The sequence below is a fragment of the Mycobacterium sp. 141 genome (genome assembly GCF_000382405.1).
Classification (GTDB): Bacteria; Actinomycetota; Actinomycetes; order Mycobacteriales; family Mycobacteriaceae; genus Mycobacterium.
Map to the genome: position 1 here is coordinate 1 of NZ_KB908272.1, position 19924 is coordinate 19924.

The following is a 19924-nucleotide window of genomic DNA, read 5'->3' on the forward strand; positions in this document are numbered from 1 at the left end:
CGATGCCGATCTTCGACACGTTGCGGCCGGCCGGTGAGATCGCCGACGGGTTCGTGCACGCCGGTCCGGTGGGCGCCGGGCATTACGCCAAGATGGTGCACAACGGTATCGAGTACGGGCTGATGCACGCCTACGCCGAAGGCTACGAACTGCTGGCCGCTGAGAAGCTCATCAAGAATCCACAGGCCGTCATCCAGGCGTGGAGCAATGGCACGGTGGTGCGGTCGTGGTTGCAGGAGCTGCTGGCCAAGGCGCTCAAGGAAGATCCCGGTTTCGACGACATCACCGGGTACACCGAGGATTCCGGTGAAGGCCGGTGGACGGTCGAGGAGGCCATCTACCACCGGGTGCCGATGCCGGTGATCGCCGCAGCGTTGTTCGCCCGGTTCGCCTCGAGGCAGCAGGACTCCCCCACCATGAAAGCGGTGGCGGCCCTGCGTAACCAGTTCGGTGGACACGCGGTCCAGAGGATCAGCGAGTCCGGGTGATCGCGATTTCGGTCGCTTAGAAGTCCCCACACGAGAGGTCCAGATGATGACGACCGAACAACCCACCGATCCCTGGGCACTGACTCGTAATGGAAGGCCGGACGTCGGGCAGAAGGCCACGCGTGAGTACACGCTCACCATGGAGCACACCAGGATGTGGGCTGAGATCAGCCAAGACTTCAACCCGTTGCACTTCGATGACGACGCGGCGGCCAGGTCGCTGTTCGGTCGGAGGGTGGGTCACGGGGGCCTCATGCAGGCGATCCTGCACGGCATCTGTGGAACTGACCTACCCGGACCCGGGACGGTCTTTTTGAACCTCGACTGGCAACTAAAGAACCCGATCTACTTCGACGAAACCGTGGTGGGTGAGGTCGAGGTGCTCGAGGTACGCGACGACAAGCCGATGTGCCTGCTACGGACCACGATCACCCGGCCCGACGGTGTGGTCGCCCTGACGGGCGAAGCGCGCACCTGGACCACCGCACTGGACTGATCGCTGTCATGGTGGCGCTTGTCATCAGCGAAATCTGTTGTCCGATCTTGCCATTTGTATTCGGATAAACCTGGATCCGCAGGGCTGCGATGTTTTTCGGTATGCGGTGAGCCCGAACAACTGGCTCGCCGAAGGTTTTGGAGAACCAGATCATGTCGAGCGCAACAGATTTGGTCAACCGGGGCATCGTAGAAGTGATGACCGCGGCCGCCGCTGCAGTCGACAACCATCGCCACCCGTACTGCCAACGAATCTCCAACCTGGGGATTGTCAAATGTGTTGTGCTGGTGCATAGTAACCGTGTGGGTGTAAGACACCTCACAGCCGACGCGACACAGCACCGTGGTTCGGGTTCCTTGGGTGGGCGTTATCGCCGCCGCGAAAACAAACGATCATGGAGGTGGCTGCCGTGGAAGTGACGGTAGTGGTCGGCAATCCGAAGCCGCGCTCACGCACGCGCGAAATCGCCGAAGCGGTAGCGAAGTTCGTCACCGAGCACAACGGGGCGCAGCTGGCCCCGACAATAGATTTGTGCGATGTCAGCGAGTTGATGTTCCGTTGGCCGAACGCCACCCTGGAGGATCTCGGGAACCGGCTGGCAGCAACCGATATTGCGGTGGTCGCGTCCCCCACCTATAAGGCGGCCTACACGGGCCTGCTCAAAGCATTTTTGGATCGATACGGCAACAACGGACTGGCCGGCGTCACTGCGATTCCCGTCATGACGGGGGCGGGACTGCAACACGCGTTGGCAGTGGAAACAAGCTTGCGACCGGTGCTGGTGGAGCTGGGGGCATCGGTACCGACCCGTGGGTTGTACTTCGAAGTATCGCAGATGGACCAGATGTCGAAAGTTGTTGAGCGGTGGGCCATGGACAATCTCGCAACATGCGGCGCGATCCGCGGCGCGGCACGGGTTGGAGCCGGGCGATGAGCACCAGACTCGATTTCGACGGCGCCCGCTTTCGTGATGTTCTCGCACACCTTCCGACGGGCGTAACGATCATCACGGCGAACACGCCGGAAGGTCCCACCGGGATGGCCGCAAATTCGTTCACCTCGGTCTCGCTTGATCCGCCGCTTGTGCTGTTCTGCCCGGCGAAATCGTCGTCGACCTGGCCCCTGTTGCGCACCGCCGGAATGTTTTGCGTAAACGTAATGGCCGGGCACCACAGAGAATTGGTCGGGCAGTTCGCCCGCAAGGGTGCCGAGCGATTCGCCGGGGTGAGCTACCAAACCCATGAGGAAGGACCGGTACTCAACGAGGCGGTGGCTTGGCTCACGTGCCGGATTCACACCGAGCACGATGCGGGAGACCACACGATCGTGGTCGCCGAAGTGACCCGCCTAGACGCCCGCCCCGAGAGCGAACCGCTGGTCTTTTTGCGGGGTCGGTACGGGATGTTCCAGGAAGTCGCCACCCGTGAGGTCGTCGCGGAACCGAAACGGGCATGAATACGTGCACTGAAAACCCCGCCATGTCCCCTGACCGTGACTCGAGTCAGCTAGCCAACTCAACGCCCACCCGGATCGGGAGCTTGCGGCGTTCGCACGGATCAACAACTTCTTCAACCTCTTTCGCGCCCGGCATCACCGCTGGGCCACTCGTGGAATGGATCGGTAACTAATGGGAAACGTTGGACTGCTTCTTGTCGGCGTGGCATTGCTCGTCAACGGACTTGTGTCGGTCGGGGTTGTCGAAGCCCGCGGGGCCGCGCCGCTGAACCTACTCGTCGGGTCCGCCCAGGTCGTGCTGCCGACGCTCGTGCTCATCCAGTCCGAAGGCGATCCCGCCATCGTCAACGCGACCTGGCCGAGTTATCTGTTCGGGTTCACCTACCTGTGGTTCGGGCTCATCCAGATCTTCGACCTGGACACGCGAGGATTCGGCTGGTTCAGCTTGTTCGTCGCGGCCATCGCGGTGTATCACGCGATCAAGAGCATCGGCACGGATTCGGTGTTCGCGGTCATCTGGCTCACGTGGGCCATTATGTGGTCGCTGTTCTTCGTACTGATGGCTCTGGGCGTGACCAAGGCGGGCCGCGTCGACCTGGGCCATTTCACCGGATGGTTCCTCGTGCTGCTCGGGGTCCCGACCGCCACCGTGACGGGGATCCTGCTGCTCAACGGGCAGTGGCCCACCTCGGCGGGGGCCGGTTCGGCTGCGTTGGCAATCCTGGTGGTGGCGACGGCGCTCTCCGTGGCGCTGGCGCGGCGCAGCGCACCTCGAGACGAGGACGCGGCGGGCGAGGCGTCGGTGAACGGGGGCGTGCCACAAGCCGTGTCAGTTACCGTGCGTGGCTAAGATCAGTAGGCTGACTGTGATTACCGTCACTGACGAATGGTGGGGCGCCGCTGGGGGGTGCTGAAGATCGGAGGACTCTAGGGTGACAACTCATTCGATCGGTGGGCGGAGCATCACCGGTCGAGAATGGGAAACCCTCCAGCAGGTGCTCGGACACTCGACCAACGCCGAGGTTGCGACGGCTCTCGGAATCAGCGTCCGCACGGTGGAAAGCCACGTGTCGAAACTCCTCGCGAAGTTCGAAGTGACTGACCGACGGGACCTGATCCAGGTCGTCAAGGCCGAGATGGACGATGCGCCCCCCACCCCCGTTGCCCCGCCCACAGCGTTGCTACGCATGGTAGATGCCGGGCGGTTCGTGGGCCGTACCGACGAAATGGGCCAACTTCACCGAGAGTGGGCGGCTGTGCAAACCAGGGCCAGCACCCGGATAGCCCTCGTCGTCGGCGATGCCGGCATCGGCAAGAGCAAGCTGGTCGCCGAGTTCGCCCGGCAGGTCTCGGAGCAGGGTTCGCCACTGGTTTTCTACGGTCGCTGCGAGGAGGTCGGCGGGGGGCCGTTTGAAGCGATAGGACGCGCGATCTCGCCCTACGTCGAGTCGTGTAATCCACTCGCGCTCGCGGAGCACCTGGGTGATCTCACATCCGAGCTGCGCAGAATCTGCCCCGATTCGCGAGTTCGCTTCCCGTCGGGCCTCGCGGACGAGATGCCGACCGATCCCAACCTCACCCGGATGCGGATGTTTGGCGCCACAGCCGGCGTGCTTCGCCATGCGGTGCAGGTCGCGCCGCTCCTACTGGTTATCGATGACCTCCATTGGGCGTCTGCGCGGACGCTGCAGTTCCTGCCCTATCTGGTGAAGTCGGAGTTCCAGGGCCCGATGCTCGTGGTGTGCACCTACCGCCCGCAAGCACCGTCGAGCGCCATGATCGATTTCCTCGGGGAGATGAGCAGGGATATCGTTCCGACGCAGATCCACCTCGACGAACTGCACCGAAGCGACGTGGTCGAGCTGTTGGAGTCGGTGCCCGGTCTGAACGTTTCGCGGGAACGGCTGGCACAGGAGATCTTTTCGGAGACCAGAGGCAATCCCCTGTTCGTGGCGGAGCTGATCCGCAACATCGCCGATAGCTCGGCGGCATCGTCGGCCACGTCGACCCATGTGCCACGTGGAATCAAGGATGTGATCGCTGTGAGATCACGACGCCTCGCGCAGGAAACCCAGGACTTGTTGCGGACCGCCGCGGTGCTTGGACATGAGTTCAATCTGGCCCTGCTGCAGCACGTTGCCCAGGTCGACGATCAGACACTCTTGGCCGCCGTCGAGGAGGCAGTGCAGGCCAATCTGCTGTTCGACGTCACAGTGGCGGTACCACGGGCGGTGGAGCGGTACGCGTTCTGCCATGCGATCGTGCACCGCGCCATCCTGGAGGGCGTGTCAGCCGTGCGGCGTCGACGTCTGCACGCGGCGGCCGCCCGGGCACTGGAAGAACTATATTCCGATGATCTCTCGGAGTGGGCCGACGAGATCGCGCGCCACCTGGTGGAGGCGGGGCAGGTCACCGACCGCGCGGACGCCGTTCGGTACCTGACGATGGCGGGGCGGTCCGCACTGGGTAGTTCCGCAGTCGAGGAGGCGCTAGGCTTCTTCGATCAGGCCATAGTGTTCACCGAGTCGAGCGATGCCTCGGAACGCGCCGAGCTCTCCTATCAGCGGGGCATCGCGCAGCGCGCCCTGGGACAGTGGGCGGAATCGGTCGCGTCACTGTACAAGGCACTCGATCTCTATGCCGAAGTCGATGACGCCGTTGCCATTTCGCGCACATGTATGGCCGCGAGCCAGACCATCTTCTGGTCTTTCCGGACCGGGGAGGCGCGCGACCTGGCGCTCTACGGGTTGGGCTTGATCGGTGACGCGTCCGGCCGGGAGCGGGGACGACTGCTCGGCGCGTTGGCCTTCGCGAACGCGTGGGACGGCGACTACGAAGCCGGCACACAAAACATCGAGGAAGCACTCGAGCTGGCGGAACGGACCGGCGATACGGAGCTCAAAGGCCACGCCCTGGCGATCCGCGCGATGCAGTTGCCGGCCTTCCTCGAGCACGCCAACGCGGTAGCCGCGGGTTACGAGGCTTTGCAGATATTGCGCCACAGCGATGATGCGTGGACCTATGCCAGCCTGTTGGGCTTCATGAAATACGCACTGGTGGGATTGGGGCGCCTGGACGAAGCAACCACGATCGGGGTGGAACTCAACCAGGTGGCGAATCGGGTCGGCAATTATGCGGCACAGCAACATTACAGTCGGATGAAGGCGCTGATTGAGTTCTTCCGGCGTGGACGCATTCCTGATCTGGAGAGGTTCGCCCGTCGCGACCTTGAGTTCTGTGACACCGTCGGTCCCGGCGTGCGAGAGCATTCGTTGTCCTGGCTCGGGCTCAGCAAATTCCTGGCCGGAAACTGGTCGGAAGCTAAGGCTTTGTACTCCGCCGCGCTGGACATCGAGGTGGAGGACACCGCGATGGTCGGCTGGAGTTGGTCGTCGCTGTTCGAAATCCTCGCCTACCTGGGCGACGACAACGCGGCCATGGAACTACTGGACCAGCATCGGCACAATCTGCCCACACCGGGACAGCCGAACACCTGCGGTTCATGGACCGCAGGGCTGGCCGCGGTGGAGGGTTTGGCCATCTTGAAACGGTTCGATCAGGCGGCTGAGCTGCTCCCCGTGGTGGAAGGGTTCCTCGATAAATCCGCCGTGGTGTGTATCGAGTACCGAGGCGGTCGATTGGTCAAGCGTGCCGTTGCCGTTGCCGCCGCCGCGGCGGGTGATTGGGTGCGTGCAGAGTCGTACTTCCTTGCCGCACTTGCCGATGCAGAGTCGATGCCGCATGTCGTGGAACATGCGCACACCCTGCGGTTCTTCGGGCAGATGCTCCTCACCCGGGGAGATGAGGAGTCAACCGCACGCGGCCGGCGCTACCTGGAAGCCGCATTGACCGAATATTCGCACCTCGAGATGCCGCGCCACGCCGCGCTGTGCCGATCCGGACTTTCGGAATAGGAAGTGCTCACGTAAACCGTCGGAACATCCGTGGACGCCACGAGTTCCGGTCAACGGGCTGGGCGGCCTTCACCGCTAATCCGACAGCTGGAAGGCCTGTGGCGAGATCACGACGAGGGACCGAATCCGGCCGATTGTGCGACCGGCTCGTCGACGCCGGTATCCGGCCGACCGAGGAGCCAGCTCAGCAGCGGGCCGGCCATGGCAGTCGTGACCACGGCCATCACGACCATGAGTGAGTAGAGTTCGCGCCCGATAAAGCCGAGCTGCAACCCGACGTTGAGGACAATCAGCTCGGTCAGCCCGCGCGTGTTCATCAGAGTGCCCAGCGCGGCGGCCTGGCGCACGGGCATCCGGTTCAGGCAGGCGGCGACGAACGCGCCGACGAACTTGCCTCCCACGGCCACCGCCAAGATCAGCCCGAGGCTGCCCAGCCCACCCAGCCCGAGCCCGGACAAATCGACGGCCAGTCCGGCTACCAGGAAGAACACCGGCAGCAGCAGGGTCTTGATCAGCGGCGCCAGGCGCTCGTGCACCTCCCGGCGCAGCTGGTCGGTGCCCGCGTGCGGCATGGCGATGCCGAATAGGAAGGCGCCGAAGATGTAATGCAGGCCGATCCATTCGGTGGCGGCGGCCGAAACCAGGAGCCCGGCGAGAATGCCCACGAACACCGTCGGTGCCAGCCGCGGCGATGTGCTGCGGGCAGCCAGCCGGCGCAGTGCCGGCCGAACGACATACAGCATGATCAGCAGGTAGGGGATGGCGAGCAGGACGCGCCATTGGCTGGCGCCGTCGCCCTGCGCTGTGATCGCGACCACTATGGCCAACAGCGACCAGGCCAGTATGTCGTCGATGGCGGCGCAGGCCACGGCGACGACACCGAGTGGTGTCCCCGCCATGCCCCGGTCGGTGAGGATGCGGACGAGCACCGGAAAAGCGGTGATCGACATCGCGATGCCCACGAACAATGCGAACGCCAGCTTGTCGCCGGTACCGTAGCGGGGCATCAGATGCAGGCTGAGCAGGACACCGAGGCCGAACGGCAGCAGGATGGAAGCGATCGACACCGTGACCGGAGTGGCACCGCTGCCGCGAATCACCGCCGGGTTCCATTCGAGGCCGACGATGAACATGAACACCGCCACTCCGATCGCCGCCAGAGCGCTGAACAGTGGTCGGGTCTCGGCCGGGAAGAGCGCGCCGGACACGGCTCCGTGGAAAAACGTCGGGCCCAGTGCGATACCGGCCAGCATCTCGCCGATGACGGCGGGCTGGCCCAACCGCCGGGCCAGCACACCCAGCAGCCGTGCGAGCACCACCATCGTGGCCAGGCCCAGCAGGAGCATGCAAGTTTGTTGGGGGGTCATACGTGATGCACTCCGTTCTCTCCCGGCATCAGCCGAGAAGGAGTTCGAGATGGACGGATGAGGGAATGAGCCGCAGCAGGGGGGAACGGAAAGCCACGTCGAGGCGATTCTCGACCGAAAAAGACGATGTCATGGCCCTCGTCAGGCAGCTGTTCGATAGTCGTCAGCCCGCCCCCACTCACACACCTTCATCGATCCATGACCCTTCGCAATTCCGAGCAACATGTGTGCACACACAGGTTAGGCAACACTAATTTGTTTTGGTGGCCCACGTTGAGCTGGGATACGCAGTGGAATCGCTGTCTATGGGCGAAGTTCGGGACATGTCGGCGGGTCCGGGTGCACAGTGCCCCGAACTGCCGCTTCCCGCAGAACTAACGCCCGCACGACAGTACCGAGGGACGTGGCTGTCGACGCCGCGGCACCAGCCGCTACGCGAGTGCTTCGATAGGCGGGCACGAGCACATGAGATTGCGGTCGCCGTAAGCGCCATCGATCCGACGCACCGGAGGCCAGACCTTCGGCCGAAAACCCTTTCCCAGCGGGTAAGCGGCCTGTTCCCGGGTGTAGGGGTGCTTCCAGTCAGCCACCATCAGGCATTCGGCCGTGTGCGGTGCGCCCCGCAGCGGGTTGTCGTCCACCGACCACTCGCCCGACCCGACCCGGTCGATCTCGGCGCGGATGGCGATCATCGCGTCGCAGAACGCGTCCACCTCAGCCAGGCTCTCGCTTTCGGTGGGCTCCACCATCAGCGTGCCGGCCACCGGGAAGCTCATGGTTGGCGCGTGGAAACCGTAGTCCGCCAAGCGCTTTGCCACGTCATCGACCGTAACCCCGGTGTCCTTGGTGATCGCGCGCAAATCCAGGATGCACTCGTGGGCAACCATGCCGTTCTCCCCCGTGTACAGCACGGGGTAGTACTCGTCGAGCCGCCGGGCGATGTAGTTCGCCGAGGCGATCGCCATCAGCGACGCCGCGCGCAGTCCGTCGGCACCCATCATGCGGATGTAGGCCCAGGTGATCGGCAGGATCGAGGCCGAGCCGTACGGTGCCGCCGAGACGGTGTGGTGATCGGAGAGTTCGTCGGCAAGCGGGTGGCCCGGCAGGTACGGCGCCAGGTGCGAACGCACCGCTACCGGCCCGACGCCCGGCCCGCCGCCTCCGTGCGGGATGCAGAACGTCTTGTGCAGGTTCAGATGACTGACGTCGCCGCCGAAACGGCCGGGCCGGGCCAGGCCCACCAAAGCGTTGAGGTTCGCCCCGTCGACATAGACCTGGCCGCCGACGTCGTGCACCGCGGCGCAGATCTCGACGATGTCGTGTTCGTACACCCCGTGCGTCGACGGATAGGTGATCATCAGCGCCGCAACGCGATCCGCGTGTTCGGCGACCTTGGCCCGCAGATCGTCCAGGTCGACGTCGCCGTTCTGCCGGCAGGCCACCACGACCACGCGCATCCCGGCCAGTGCCGCCGACGCCGCGTTGGTACCGTGCGCGCTGGACGGGATCAGGCAGATGTCGCGGCCGGCCTCGCCGCGCGCCACATGGTAGGCCGTGATCGCCAGTAGGCCGGCGTATTCGCCCTGTGAGCCCGCGTTGGGCTGCAGCGACACCTCGTCGTAACCCGTGATCGCGGTCAGCCAGTCTTGCAGATCGGTGATGAGCCGGCGCAATCCCGGGTTGTCCGATTCCGGGGCGAACGGGTGTTGCCGGGCGAACTCCGGCCAGGTGATCGGCTCCATCTCGGCCGCGGCATTGAGCTTCATGGTGCATGAGCCCAGCGGGATCATCGTGCGGTCGAGCGCCAGGTCTTTGTCGGCCAGTGACCGCAGGTAGCGCATCATCTCGGTTTCGGTGCGGTACCGGGTGAACGCGGGGTGGGTGAGGAACTCGGACGTGCGCGTGGCGATGTCTGCGGACGCGAGGAGCAAATTGGGCTCTGCGGACGCGAGGAGCACATCTGGTTGAGCGGACGCGAGGAGCACATCTGGTTGAGCGGACGCGAGGAGCACATCTGATTCGGAAACCCCGAAAGCCTCACGCACGGCAGCCACATGTGCCTCGGTCGTCGCCTCGTCACAGGACACCGACACGTGATCGGCGTCGACTCGCCACAGGTTGATGCCGCCGGCCTTGGCCGCGGCGATCACGTCGTCGGCACGGCCGGGCACCCGCGCCAGCACGGTATCGAAGAACTTGTCGTGCACCAGCGCGTTGCCGAGAGCCGCGGCGATGGCTTTGGCATGACCGTGCACGCGGTGCGCGATCGCGGTCAACCCGTCGGCACCGTGATAGCTCGCGTACATCGCCGCCATCACGGCCAACAGCACCTGGGCGGTGCAGATGTTACTGGTCGCCTTGTCCCGGCGGATGTGCTGCTCGCGGGTCTGCAACGCCAAGCGATATGCCGCAGCGCCGTCGACGTCGACGGACACCCCGACCAACCGGCCCGGCAGCTGCCGGGCGTGCTTGGCGTGCACCGCCAGGTATCCGGCGTGCGGGCCGCCGAAACCCATTGGCACACCAAAACGTTGGCTGGTGCCGAAGGCCACGTCGGCGCCGATCTCACCCGGTGGGGTGATGACGGTCAACGCCAGCAGATCGGCTCCGACCGCAACCAGTGCGCCGCGCTCGTGGCAATCAGAGACCAGACTCGTCCAATCCACAATCCGGCCACTGGCGCCTGGCAACTGCACGATCGCACCGAAGAACTCGCCGCCGGGCAGACCCTGCGTCAGGTCGGCGCGGACGATCTCGATACCCAGTGGCTCGGCCCGGGTGGCCAGGATCGCGGCCGTTTGGGCGTAGATGTCAGCGTCGACCGCCAGTCGGTTGGCCGATCCTTTGACGGCGCGGTGCATCAACGTCATCGCCTCGGCCGCCGCGGTGCCCTCATCGAGCATGGAGGCGTTGGCGACTTCCAGCCCGGTGAGATCGCAGATCATGGTCTGGAAGTTCAGTAGCGCCTCGAGCCGGCCCTGGCTGATCTCGGGCTGGTACGGCGTGTAGGCGGTGTACCAGGCGGGGTTCTCAAGAATGTTGCGGCGCAAGACCGGTGGGGTGAACGTGTCGAAGTAACCTTGGCCGATCATCGATGTCGCGACCGTGTTGGAGTCGGCCAGCACACGCAGCTCCGCCAGCGCGTCCTCTTCGGTCACAGCGGCGGGCAGGCAATCAAGACCCGGTGCGAGGCCTTCTGCGGCGAGCCCGTCGAGGATGCCCACCGGCAGCGCCTTGGCGGCGAGTTCGTCAAGCGACGCCACGCCGATGACGTCGAGCATCTTGGCGACGGCGGCGAAGTCCGGACCGATATGACGATCGACGAAACGTGCTTGCTGCTGGTCGGACACTCAAGGCTCCCTGGTTGCGCCGCGCCGCCGCGGTAGGTCGAGACGGCAGCCCTGTCCGCAGACGACGGGCTGCACTCCCTCTCCCTCTGTCGTCAACCCGGTCCCGGGCGCCTGAGAGATTCGATGCCGGTCGGCATCTTTCCCCATGGGCGGGCACTCGCGGGGAGCACCACTTTCCAGAGGCATCGGGGCCCGTGCGGTCCTGGGTACCTGAGAGGTTGACGGAGAGGTGTTGCTCCTTCGGCGTCCGTAGCTGGCAACCACGGAACTCTCCCGCACAAGGGCGATGCGCGGTCAATTCTACCGGCCGGTTGCGGCCACCGCGAACACCGCTCTTGCCGGCGAAATCGAGCGGCTCAGCCGATCTTGCGGTCGCGACTCTTGCGCCGGGAAGCCAGTTCATCCTCCGGGGCGGCGATCGACTCACCGCCGTCGGCGCGCTCACCCGGGAAGTCCGCGATGGCGCCGGTCAATTCGCGCATGGCACCCGATACGGCGATTCCGAACACCCCCTGGCCGCCCTGCAGGAGGTCGACCACCTCCTCGGCCGAGGTGCACTCGTAGACCGTGGTGCCGTCGGAGAACAGCGTGATGTTGGCCAGATCCTGGACGCCGCGCTGGCGCAGATGATCCACAGCCACGCGGATGTTGTGCAGCGAGATGCCGGTATCGAGCAATCGCTTGACAATCTTCAGGACAAGGATGTCCTTGAACGAGTACAGCCGCTGGCTCCCGGAGCCGGCCGCACCGCGAATCGAAGGCACCACCAACGACGTGCGGGCCCAGTAGTCCAACTGCCGGTAGGTGATACCTGCGATCTGGCAGGCACTCGGACCGCGGTAACCGACCAGTTCGTCTGGCACAGAATCGTCGGGGAACAACCCGCCCTGAACAGGCTGGGCAGCCGGCCGAACAGGCGCATCGACCTCGCTTCCGGTGGTGAGATCCAACTCTCCCTGCCGTGGCGTGTCACCCACTGTGAATCCTCTCGCCGATCGAACCCGCCTACCCTCACCGCCGCCGTGACCTGCACCGCAGCGGGTTTGCTGCGAGCCCGAATGTGTCGAGCATACGCTTCCCGCCGAGCCCTCACTGCTCGTCACCCTCAAAGTATGGCTGCCCAAAACGGACTTGGATGACACCCACACCGCGTGTCGAGGCCCATCAGGTCAGTTGAGACGCATCCGTGACCTCGGCGCCCTGAGGTGGCTGACGGTCATGTTGCCTTGAAGTCGTCAGGCGACACGCTGTCGAGGAACTCTTTGAACTTCTCCACCTCGTCCTCGCGGACGGTGCCGGCAGCTTCTTCGTCGTTTTCGTCCGGGATCAGCAGCCCGGCCTCGGCCAGCACTGCCTCCTCCACGTAGATCGGCACCCCGACCCGCAACGCGATGGCCACCGAATCAGAAGGCCTGGCCGACACCGTGATATCCCGATCGAAGATCAGGTCAGCGTAGAACGTGCCTTCCTGCAGGTCGACGATCCGCACCTCTTTCAATGAATGCCCAAGTGCGGCAATGAGATCTCGGATCAAATCATGCGTCAGCGGTCGGGCCGGCTCGACACCCTGCTGTTCCAGCACGATGGCGGCGGCCTCCGACTGCCCGATCCAGATCGGTAGGTAGCGATCGCCATTGGACTCGCGCAGCAGCAGCACAGGCTGGTTCTGCGGCTGTTCCACGCGAATGCCCACTACCCGAACCTCAGCCATCTGTGCCTGCCCTCCGCACCGCTGTGCTGCTTCGTCGCTTATATCCGTCTGTCGCTGATTCGTCGGAGGCACACCTCAACGAAATAGCTGTCGAATACGAGTCTAATCCTCAGCGGTCGAGAACGTCTCGCACCGCCGACTTGATCAACGACGTGTGCAAGGTGATCGCCAGCGCGGCCACCTCCCTGGCCAGATCGTCGGCCCGGTCACGGGCCCCGGCCTTGCCGGCCTTGACCATTGGTCCGGCAATCTGGGCGATCAGGTCGGATTGCCGGTCGGCAGCCGACCGGAACGCGCGCAGATGGCGTGGCTCCACGCCGTAATCTGCAAGCGCGCCGGCACACTGCGCGATCACCACGGAATGCTCGTCGAAGAACCCGCCCGGTCCGGTGGTGATCACGCCGTTCTTGACCAGCGCGCCCAAGAGCTCGTCCTCGACACCTGATCGAGCCAGCAGGTCCTCGCGCGACAACCGCACCTGAGTCGGCGCCATGGCCGACGCTGCTGCTGCGCCGTCAGTCGGTTCCACTGCCACCAAACGCGGTACGCCGTAACCGGATCCACTCTGGGGCAACTCGCCGTCGGGCTGGGCGTCCAGTTGCGCCTTGATCACCTTCAGTGGCAGGTACTGGTCCCGTTGTGCCGTCAGGACGAACCGCAGCCGCGCACAGTCGTACGCGGTGAACCGCCGATACCCCGACGCTGTGCGCTCCGGAGTGACCAACCCTTCGGCTTCCAGGAACCGGATCTTCGAGATCGTCACGTCCGGAAAGTCACCGCGGAGCAGGTCGAGGACAGCACCAATCGACATCCCGGCAAGAGCTGGGCGGTCAGGCTGAGTCATCGGCTCTTCGCCTGTGTCCGCGAGCACTCATAAGCTAGCCGGTCGAGCCACTGTCGTCGTCGGACCTGGGGCCGGTCAGGAACACCAGCCGGAACTTGCCGATCTGCACCTCGTCGCCATTGGCGAGCACGGCAGAGTCGACCGGTTCGCGGTTGACGTAGGTGCCGTTGAGGCTGCCGACGTCGACAACCTGGAACTCGGCACCCTCCAACCGGAACTCGGCGTGGCGACGGCTCACGGTCACGTCATCGAGGAAGATGTCGCTGTCCGGATGCCGCCCGGCCGAGGTGGTCGGCTGGTCGAGAAGGAAACGCGAGCCCGCATTCGGGCCACGTTTTACGACGAGCAAAGCCGAACCCGAGGGCAGGCCCTCAACCCCGGAGACGGTGCCCTCGGCGCTCTTCGCGGCAGGGGCGTCCAGTTCGTTGAGGAAGTCCGCACGGAAGACGGATGTCGTCTCCACCGTAACTTCGTCAGACGTCTGGTCAGCCCCCAGATTGCTGTCCTTGTCCGTCACCCGCTGCTCCTCACTGGCTGCTGTGGCGTTGCCCGGCGGGGCCCCCAGCCGTCGTCGGTGTCACGTCGACCGTACCGCGCAATGGGCCTTGTTGTGTCCACCAACGCCGGATCCGATGTGGTGGAAATCTGCGCGTTACGTACGGCCGAACAGGTCGATGCAAACCCTAACAACTCGTTACTCCGACGCGACCGCGCGGTAGCCGTCGGCGTCGAGCAGGCCGGTCAGCGCGTCCGCGAGCACACCGGACTCCAGCTTGAGGTCCACGAGCCAACCCTCACCGTACGGATCGGAGTTGACCAGCTGCGGGTTGGCTTCCAGATCACCGTTGACAGCAATGACTTTCGCTGTCACCGGTGCATACAGATCCGACACCGACTTGGTCGATTCCACCTCGCCGAACGAGTCACCTGCGGTCAGGTCGGTGCCGACATCCGGCAGTTGAACGAACACCACGTCGCCCAAAGCCGACTGGGCGTAGTCGGTGATACCCACGCGTACCACGTCATCGCCGGTGCGCTGCACCCACTCGTGCTCGGATGTGTAGTACAGCTCGGCTGGGATCTCGCTCACGGCGCTCCTAGGTTGTCAGGGGTCGGGTCAGGTCGCTCGGAAGCTCACTTGACGGGCTGAGCGTATTGGCGTGGTTTCGGTTGCCGCAAGGCGGTCACGTCGACCCGCTCGGCTTGTTGTACCACCATCGTCCCGCCAACCCGCTTGATACTGTCCATCGCGCCGCCGGGAATGTTCATCGCCGCTGCGAGCGTGGGAGGATCGCCAATCGCCAGAACCGAATAGGGCGGCTGCAGAGCGACGTTGTCGATCGTGAGCCGGCCGGGTGTGCCGACCACCCACGTGTCGACGCCGACGCGTACAGCACTTTGCTGATCTGCCCCACCGCCACGGATCTCGATGGCCTCGGCGCCGGCCGCGCGCAGTTCGTTGATGACATCGAGCATGGTCTCGGCCGACACCCCCGGCGCGGTGTCGTCGATGGTCAGGGTCACGCCAGGGCCCGTCGCCCCGACCGTGCCGATCTGGATGGACAGGGCGGCCAAGCGGGCTTGGGCGTTCTCGATCGCGGCCTGATCGCTGCTGCCCGACGCCTGGAGCTGTTGCAGCGTCCGCTGCAGATCGGCCACCTCCGTATTCAGCGATGCCTCACGCTGCTGCAGAGAATCCAGCAGGATCAACAGGTCGGCCGGACGTGCGGTCTCCAGAGAATCACCCGAATCGTTTTGCCGGACCTGGGTGACGATCGCCACGCCGAGCAATACGCACAGCAGCAGCCCGAGCGCGCCAAACATCAACTGGGAGCGGCCTCGGCGCACGACGGCCAGATTCGCCCACCGGTTGCGCGGCGTGTCGTTCGGCATCTCGTGCCTGCCGTGGTGCTCCGCCTTGTGCTGGCCGGTTTCCGTGACATCCTGGGACGCATTCTCGCCGGCCGGAGCATGAGCCGCCGCAGGCGGGCGGGCGGGCAACTCAGCGTCCTTCGGGTGCTCGGCTTCACTCATGTCAGGCGCCGAACAGCCTGCGGCGCAACGCGGCAGCGTTGCCGAAGATCCGGATGCCCAGCACGACGATGATCGCCGTCGACAGCTGGGTGCCCACCCCCAACTGGTCACCGACATACACGATCAACGCCGCGACCAGCACGTTGAAGACGAACGAGATGACGAACACCTTGGAGTCGAAGATGCGTTCCAGGTAGGCGCGCAGCCCACCGAACACCGCATCAAGCGCCGCGACGACGGCGATCGGCAGGTAGGGCTCGACGAACTCAGGCACGTTGGGATGAAACACCAGACCCAACACGATCCCGACGACAAGTGCGGCGATTCCGATCATCTACCCGGTCAATCCTGTGTATCTCAAGGCCGTCCAATCTGCTTGGCGAAGTTGACATCCCGCACCGGCACCGCCGGCACACTGAGGCCGTCACCGGCGCTCACGCTGACCTCGACACCGTACGAGGTCTCCAGCAACCGCAGCCGTTGCAGCCCGGGGCTGCGGTTGAAGGTGTCGGCCATCCCGTGCGGCGGGCCAATGGCCACGATGGCATACGGACTGGTGATCGGCTGATTGTCGACCAGGATCCCACCGCCGGCCTGCCGGATGGTGACTCCTGCACCGATCCGCACGCCGCCGACCGCAATGGCCTCGGCGCCACTGACCCACAGCGAATTGACCACGAGTTGCAGGTCACGGTCGAGGATCACCTGCTGGCTGCCCGCCACCCGCTGCTTGGACACGTCGCTGAGGTCCTTCGACATGCCCGGATCGGTCACTGTGACGGTCAGGCCCGGACCGATCATCGGTGTTGCGGCGGCCACGATATTGGCCGTGTCGAGATCGCTGAGCAACTGTCGGCCGTTCTCGTCCATACCCAGTTTGGCGTGTCGCTCGGCATCCACTCGATCCGTCAGCGCATCCCGCGCAGCACTGGCGTGTCGCGTCGCGGCCTCCACCGCCCGCACTCGGCCGGCCAGGGTGTGCTGGGCCTCTCGGGCGGCCGGCGCCGTGATCTGGGCCTGTGCGGCCGCGACCGCGAAGACGGTGGCAATCGCCAGCGCAGCCAGCACTTGCCAGGCCCATTCGCCGAGCCGGCGCCGCGGTTTCGCACCCGCCTCCCGGGCGGCGGCCGCCGCGGCATAGCCGGGGTCCAGATGCTCTGACAACAACGACCGCAGCAGTGAAGGCACCGGGATACGCACCGGCGCGTCGGCGTCGTGGGTGTTCAGCCCGGCGCCTGAGGCGTAGCCCCCGAGTTCGCTGCCTCCAGAAGTGCTCATGGGCGCTCTCGGCTCATCGCGGCAACCTAGGGAGGTGGCGCACCACCAACACCACCTGAATGAGATACAGCACCGCCGACCACAGATACAGCGCCATGCCCCAGATCAGGAACGCCCAGCCGCAGTACAGAATCACCTTGCTCCACAACGCATCCCACTGTCCGAACAGAACCAGAGGAAACCCCGACATCAGCGCGAACGTGGCAGCCTTGCCGATGTAGGTCACCGACAGGGCGGCGAGCCCGCGGCTGCGTATCACCGGCAAGGTGGCAGCCAACACCAGATCGCGTCCGATCAACGTGGCCACGAACCACCACGGCACCACGCCATACAGCGCGAGCGCCAGCGGGACGGTCACCATGTAGATCCGGTCCACAAGTGGATCGAGCAGCTCACCCAGCCGCGAGGATTGGTTGGCCATCAGGCGGGCGATCTTGCCGTCGGCCCAGTCCGAGAACCCGCTGAACATCAGCACCGCGACCGCCCATGCGTTCGCGTGGGCGCCGAACAGCAGCCACAGGAACACCGGCACCAGCACCAGCCGCAGCACGCTGAGCGCGTTGGGCACAGTCACTATCCGGTCCGGCACCGCGGTCGCGTCGGAAGCCGCGCTCCTGCCCTGGGGAGCAGGCGCGTTGTCCATGGCTAAAACTTAGCGGAACACCCCGGGCAGGCTCAGTGCAGACATGGTGTCGTCGTTGAGCGGGTTGTCGTGAACCATGTAGGTCCACGTCGAGGTGGGCCGTGCCAGTTTGGACAGATCGACGCCGGGTTCGTCCTCGATCGAGTCCGCGGTGTCGAAGGTCTGCTGGGCCGCCTCGATGGCGTCGGCGGCCAGCGAGGCGAACGCGTCCACGGCCATCCGGTGGAACTCGTCGAGCGGGTTCTGCCTCCCCAAAGCCCTCAGGTGGATGCTCTCGCGGATATCGGCAAGGTAGGCAAGATGCTCGCACCAGCCGCGGTCCAGGTGATACAGCATGATCAGCCGGCAGATCTTGACCAGCTTGGCCTCGGCGTCCTCGCCGAGAACCTCGACCAGACTGTCGTAGCGTTCCGGCGAACGTTCCCGGAGCTCGTCACGCGCGGTCTCGGTGCGTAGCAAGGTGTCGCGCCGGTCCACGATGATGGCGCGCTGCTGGGCGATCAGCTGGTTGTAGCGCCAGGTGTTGGCGTGCACGTCCAGTAGCCGGCCCTCCGCCACGCGCTGCGCGTGGTCGAGCAGCCCGGCAGCCTTGGGATTGACGATCCGGCCGTTCTCGTCCGTCTCGGTCGGTAGTTTGCCGCTGTCCAGGTGGGCGGCCACCACGTCGTCTTCCCAGCTGGAGAAGAACACCGACGAGCCGGGGTCACCCTGGCGGCCGGCGCGGCCGCGCAGCTGATTATCCAGCCGCTCGGTGTGGTGTCGACCGGTACCGACCACGTGCAGACCGCCGAGTTCGGCCACTTCATCGTGGCTGGATTCATCGGAGCCGCCCAACCGAATGTCGGTACCGCGTCCGGCCATCTGGGTGGACACCGTGACCGATCCGAGCTTTCCGGCCTCGGCGATCACCGCGGCCTCCTCGGCGTCGTTCTTTGCGTTGAGAACCACGGCGGGAACCCCGGCTTTGACCAGCTTCTCGTGCAGCTCTTCGGATTCGGCGACATCGTGGGTGCCGACCAAGACGGGTTGTCCGGTCGCGTGCACCTCGGCGATGTGCTCGACGATCGCGTCGGTCTTGGCCGCGGCGGTGATGTACACCCGGTCGGTTTCGTCCGCACGGATGTTGGGCATGTTCGACGGGATCGGCGACACGCCGAGCTTGTAGAACTGGCGCAGCTGCTCGCCGGCAGCGAGCGCGGTGCCGGTCATGCCGCACACGGTCGGATAGCGGTTGACCAGTGCCTGGACGGTGATGGTGTCGAGCACCTCACCGGTCTCGGTGGTCTCGATGCCCTCCTTGGCCTCAACCGCGGCCTGCAACCCGTCGGGCCATCGCTGTAGCGAGGCGATGCGGCCACGCGAGGCGTTGATGAGGTGCACCGCGTTGTCGCGCACGATGTAGTGCACATCGCGCTGCAGCAGCACGTGTGCGTGCAGCGCCACGTTGACCTCGGTGAGCGTGGTGCCGACATGCTCCTCGGAGTACAGGTCGATGTTGCCCAGTCGGGCTTCCAACTTGCGGGCCCCGGTGTCGGTGAGGTGCACGTTGCGGTTGTCGTCGTCGGTGTCGTAGTCAGTGCCTGCGGTGAGTTCGCCGACCAGTCGGATGACCTCGACCCGGGGCTGCTCGCGGTGGCTCGTACCCGCCAGCACGAGCGGCACCAGCGCCTCGTCGACCAGCACCGAGTCGGCCTCGTCGATGAGCGCGACATCGGGGTTTGGCGACACCAGATCGGCGACGTCGGTGACCAGCTGATCACGCAGGACGTCGAAGCCGATCTCGTTGACCGACGCATAGGTGACATCGCACTCGTAGGCCGCGCGGCGCTCCTCGGCCGTCGAATCCTCGGTGATCCAGCCGACCGTCAGCCCCAGCGCCTCCAGCAGCGGACTCATCCATTCCGCGTCGCGCTTGGCCAGGTAGTCGTTGATGGTGATGACGTGCACATTGCGCCCGCCGATGGCGTAACCGGCCGCGGCGATCGCGCCGGACAGGGTCTTGCCCTCGCCGGTCGCCATCTCGACGACGTCACCGGCCAGCATGCGCAGCGCGGCCAGCAACTGCACGTCAAAGGGCCGCAGCCCGGTGGCTCGTTCGGCGGCCTCGCGGGCGATGGCCAGGAACTGCGGAATGTCAGCGGCCGCGGCCAGGTCCTCCAGCTGCAGCAGCTTGGCGGCCTTGGTCAGCTGCTCGTCGTCGAGGCCGGCGGCCTTCTCCTCGAACTTGTCGGCGCCTTTTACCTCCGTGAGCGAGCGGGCCTCGTTGCGCTCGGTGGTGGCACCCAGTAGCTTCCAGAACTTGCTGCTCAAGCGCCCCGGTTTGGCGCTGGACGTCTTCGGCACA

The 19924-nt window shown here is 65.2% G+C and carries 17 protein-coding genes, 1 pseudogene and 1 riboswitch; of the genes and pseudogenes, 6 read left to right on the forward strand and 12 right to left on the reverse strand.

What is annotated here, in order from left to right; translation table 11 throughout:
- The 6 genes and pseudogenes from H276_RS0118755 to H276_RS0118780 all read left to right on the forward strand — a co-directional run.
- A pseudogene (locus tag H276_RS0118755) lies at positions 1-488 on the forward strand (6-phosphogluconate dehydrogenase); the annotation flags it as partial.
- A 46-nt stretch (positions 489-534) separates the two neighbouring features.
- Complete coding sequence (locus H276_RS0118760; RefSeq protein WP_051111480.1) at positions 535-984, forward strand: MaoC/PaaZ C-terminal domain-containing protein; 450 nt, start codon at positions 535-537, stop codon at positions 982-984.
- Positions 985-1393: 409 nt separating this feature from the next.
- Positions 1394-1918, forward strand: coding sequence for an NADPH-dependent FMN reductase (locus H276_RS0118765; RefSeq protein ID WP_196807956.1), 525 nt, complete (start codon positions 1394-1396; stop codon positions 1916-1918).
- A complete protein-coding gene (locus H276_RS0118770) occupies positions 1915-2439 on the forward strand; it encodes a flavin reductase family protein (RefSeq protein WP_036461362.1) in 525 nt (174 codons plus the stop codon). Before H276_RS0118765 ends, H276_RS0118770 begins: the two co-directional genes overlap by 4 nt.
- Positions 2440-2611: 172 nt before the next feature.
- Positions 2612-3289 (forward strand): AmiS/UreI family transporter, encoded by a 678-nt coding sequence (locus tag H276_RS0118775; RefSeq protein WP_019972825.1) that lies wholly within the window; start codon positions 2612-2614, stop codon positions 3287-3289.
- A gap of 82 nt (positions 3290-3371) precedes the next feature.
- On the forward strand, positions 3372-6353 hold the full coding sequence (locus H276_RS0118780) for an AAA family ATPase (protein ID WP_036461350.1): 2982 nt from the start codon (positions 3372-3374) through the stop codon (positions 6351-6353).
- Positions 6354-6460: 107 nt separating this feature from the next.
- Here the strand turns inward: H276_RS0118780 and H276_RS0118785 are convergent, their stop codons facing one another.
- The 12 genes from H276_RS0118785 to secA2 all read right to left on the reverse strand — a co-directional run bounded on the left by H276_RS0118785 (position 6461) and on the right by secA2 (position 19923).
- A complete protein-coding gene (locus H276_RS0118785) occupies positions 6461-7720 on the reverse strand; it encodes a cation:proton antiporter (protein WP_051111479.1) in 1260 nt (419 codons plus the stop codon).
- A 431-nt stretch (positions 7721-8151) separates the two neighbouring features.
- A complete protein-coding gene (gene gcvP, locus H276_RS0118790; protein WP_019972828.1) occupies positions 8152-11070 on the reverse strand; it encodes an aminomethyl-transferring glycine dehydrogenase in 2919 nt (972 codons plus the stop codon).
- A gap of 187 nt (positions 11071-11257) precedes the next feature.
- Positions 11258-11356: riboswitch (glycine riboswitch) on the reverse strand.
- A gap of 70 nt (positions 11357-11426) precedes the next feature.
- Positions 11427-12047 (reverse strand): MerR family transcriptional regulator, encoded by a 621-nt coding sequence (locus H276_RS0118795; RefSeq protein ID WP_019972829.1) that lies wholly within the window; start codon positions 12045-12047, stop codon positions 11427-11429.
- A gap of 239 nt (positions 12048-12286) precedes the next feature.
- Entirely contained in the window at positions 12287-12781 is a 495-nt protein-coding gene (locus H276_RS0118800; RefSeq protein ID WP_019972830.1) for a bifunctional nuclease family protein, read from the reverse strand.
- 109 nt (positions 12782-12890) lie between these two features.
- On the reverse strand, positions 12891-13625 hold the full coding sequence (locus H276_RS0118805; RefSeq protein WP_026357175.1) for a MerR family transcriptional regulator: 735 nt from the start codon (positions 13623-13625) through the stop codon (positions 12891-12893).
- Between the two features lie 34 nt (positions 13626-13659).
- A complete protein-coding gene (gene garA / locus H276_RS0118810; protein WP_019972832.1) occupies positions 13660-14142 on the reverse strand; it encodes a glycogen accumulation regulator GarA in 483 nt (160 codons plus the stop codon).
- Between the two features lie 177 nt (positions 14143-14319).
- A complete protein-coding gene (gene gcvH, locus H276_RS0118815) occupies positions 14320-14715 on the reverse strand; it encodes a glycine cleavage system protein GcvH (RefSeq protein ID WP_019972833.1) in 396 nt (131 codons plus the stop codon).
- 44 nt (positions 14716-14759) lie between these two features.
- The gene (locus H276_RS0118820) at positions 14760-15659 is read right to left on the reverse strand and encodes a DUF881 domain-containing protein (protein WP_019972834.1); all 900 of its coding nucleotides are present in this window, start codon (positions 15657-15659) and stop codon (positions 14760-14762) included.
- A gap of 1 nt (position 15660) precedes the next feature.
- On the reverse strand, positions 15661-15993 hold the full coding sequence (locus H276_RS0118825; RefSeq protein ID WP_019972835.1) for a small basic family protein: 333 nt from the start codon (positions 15991-15993) through the stop codon (positions 15661-15663).
- 23 nt (positions 15994-16016) lie between these two features.
- The gene (locus H276_RS0118830) at positions 16017-16937 is read right to left on the reverse strand and encodes a DUF881 domain-containing protein (RefSeq protein ID WP_019972836.1); all 921 of its coding nucleotides are present in this window, start codon (positions 16935-16937) and stop codon (positions 16017-16019) included.
- Between the two features lie 13 nt (positions 16938-16950).
- Positions 16951-17580, reverse strand: coding sequence for a CDP-alcohol phosphatidyltransferase family protein (locus H276_RS0118835; RefSeq protein ID WP_026357176.1), 630 nt, complete (start codon positions 17578-17580; stop codon positions 16951-16953).
- A 9-nt stretch (positions 17581-17589) separates the two neighbouring features.
- Positions 17590-19923 carry an accessory Sec system translocase SecA2 gene (secA2, locus tag H276_RS0118840; protein ID WP_019972838.1) on the reverse strand — a complete coding sequence of 778 codons (2334 nt, stop codon included), beginning with the start codon at positions 19921-19923 and terminating at the stop codon, positions 17590-17592.
- Position 19924 lies beyond the last annotated feature (1 nt).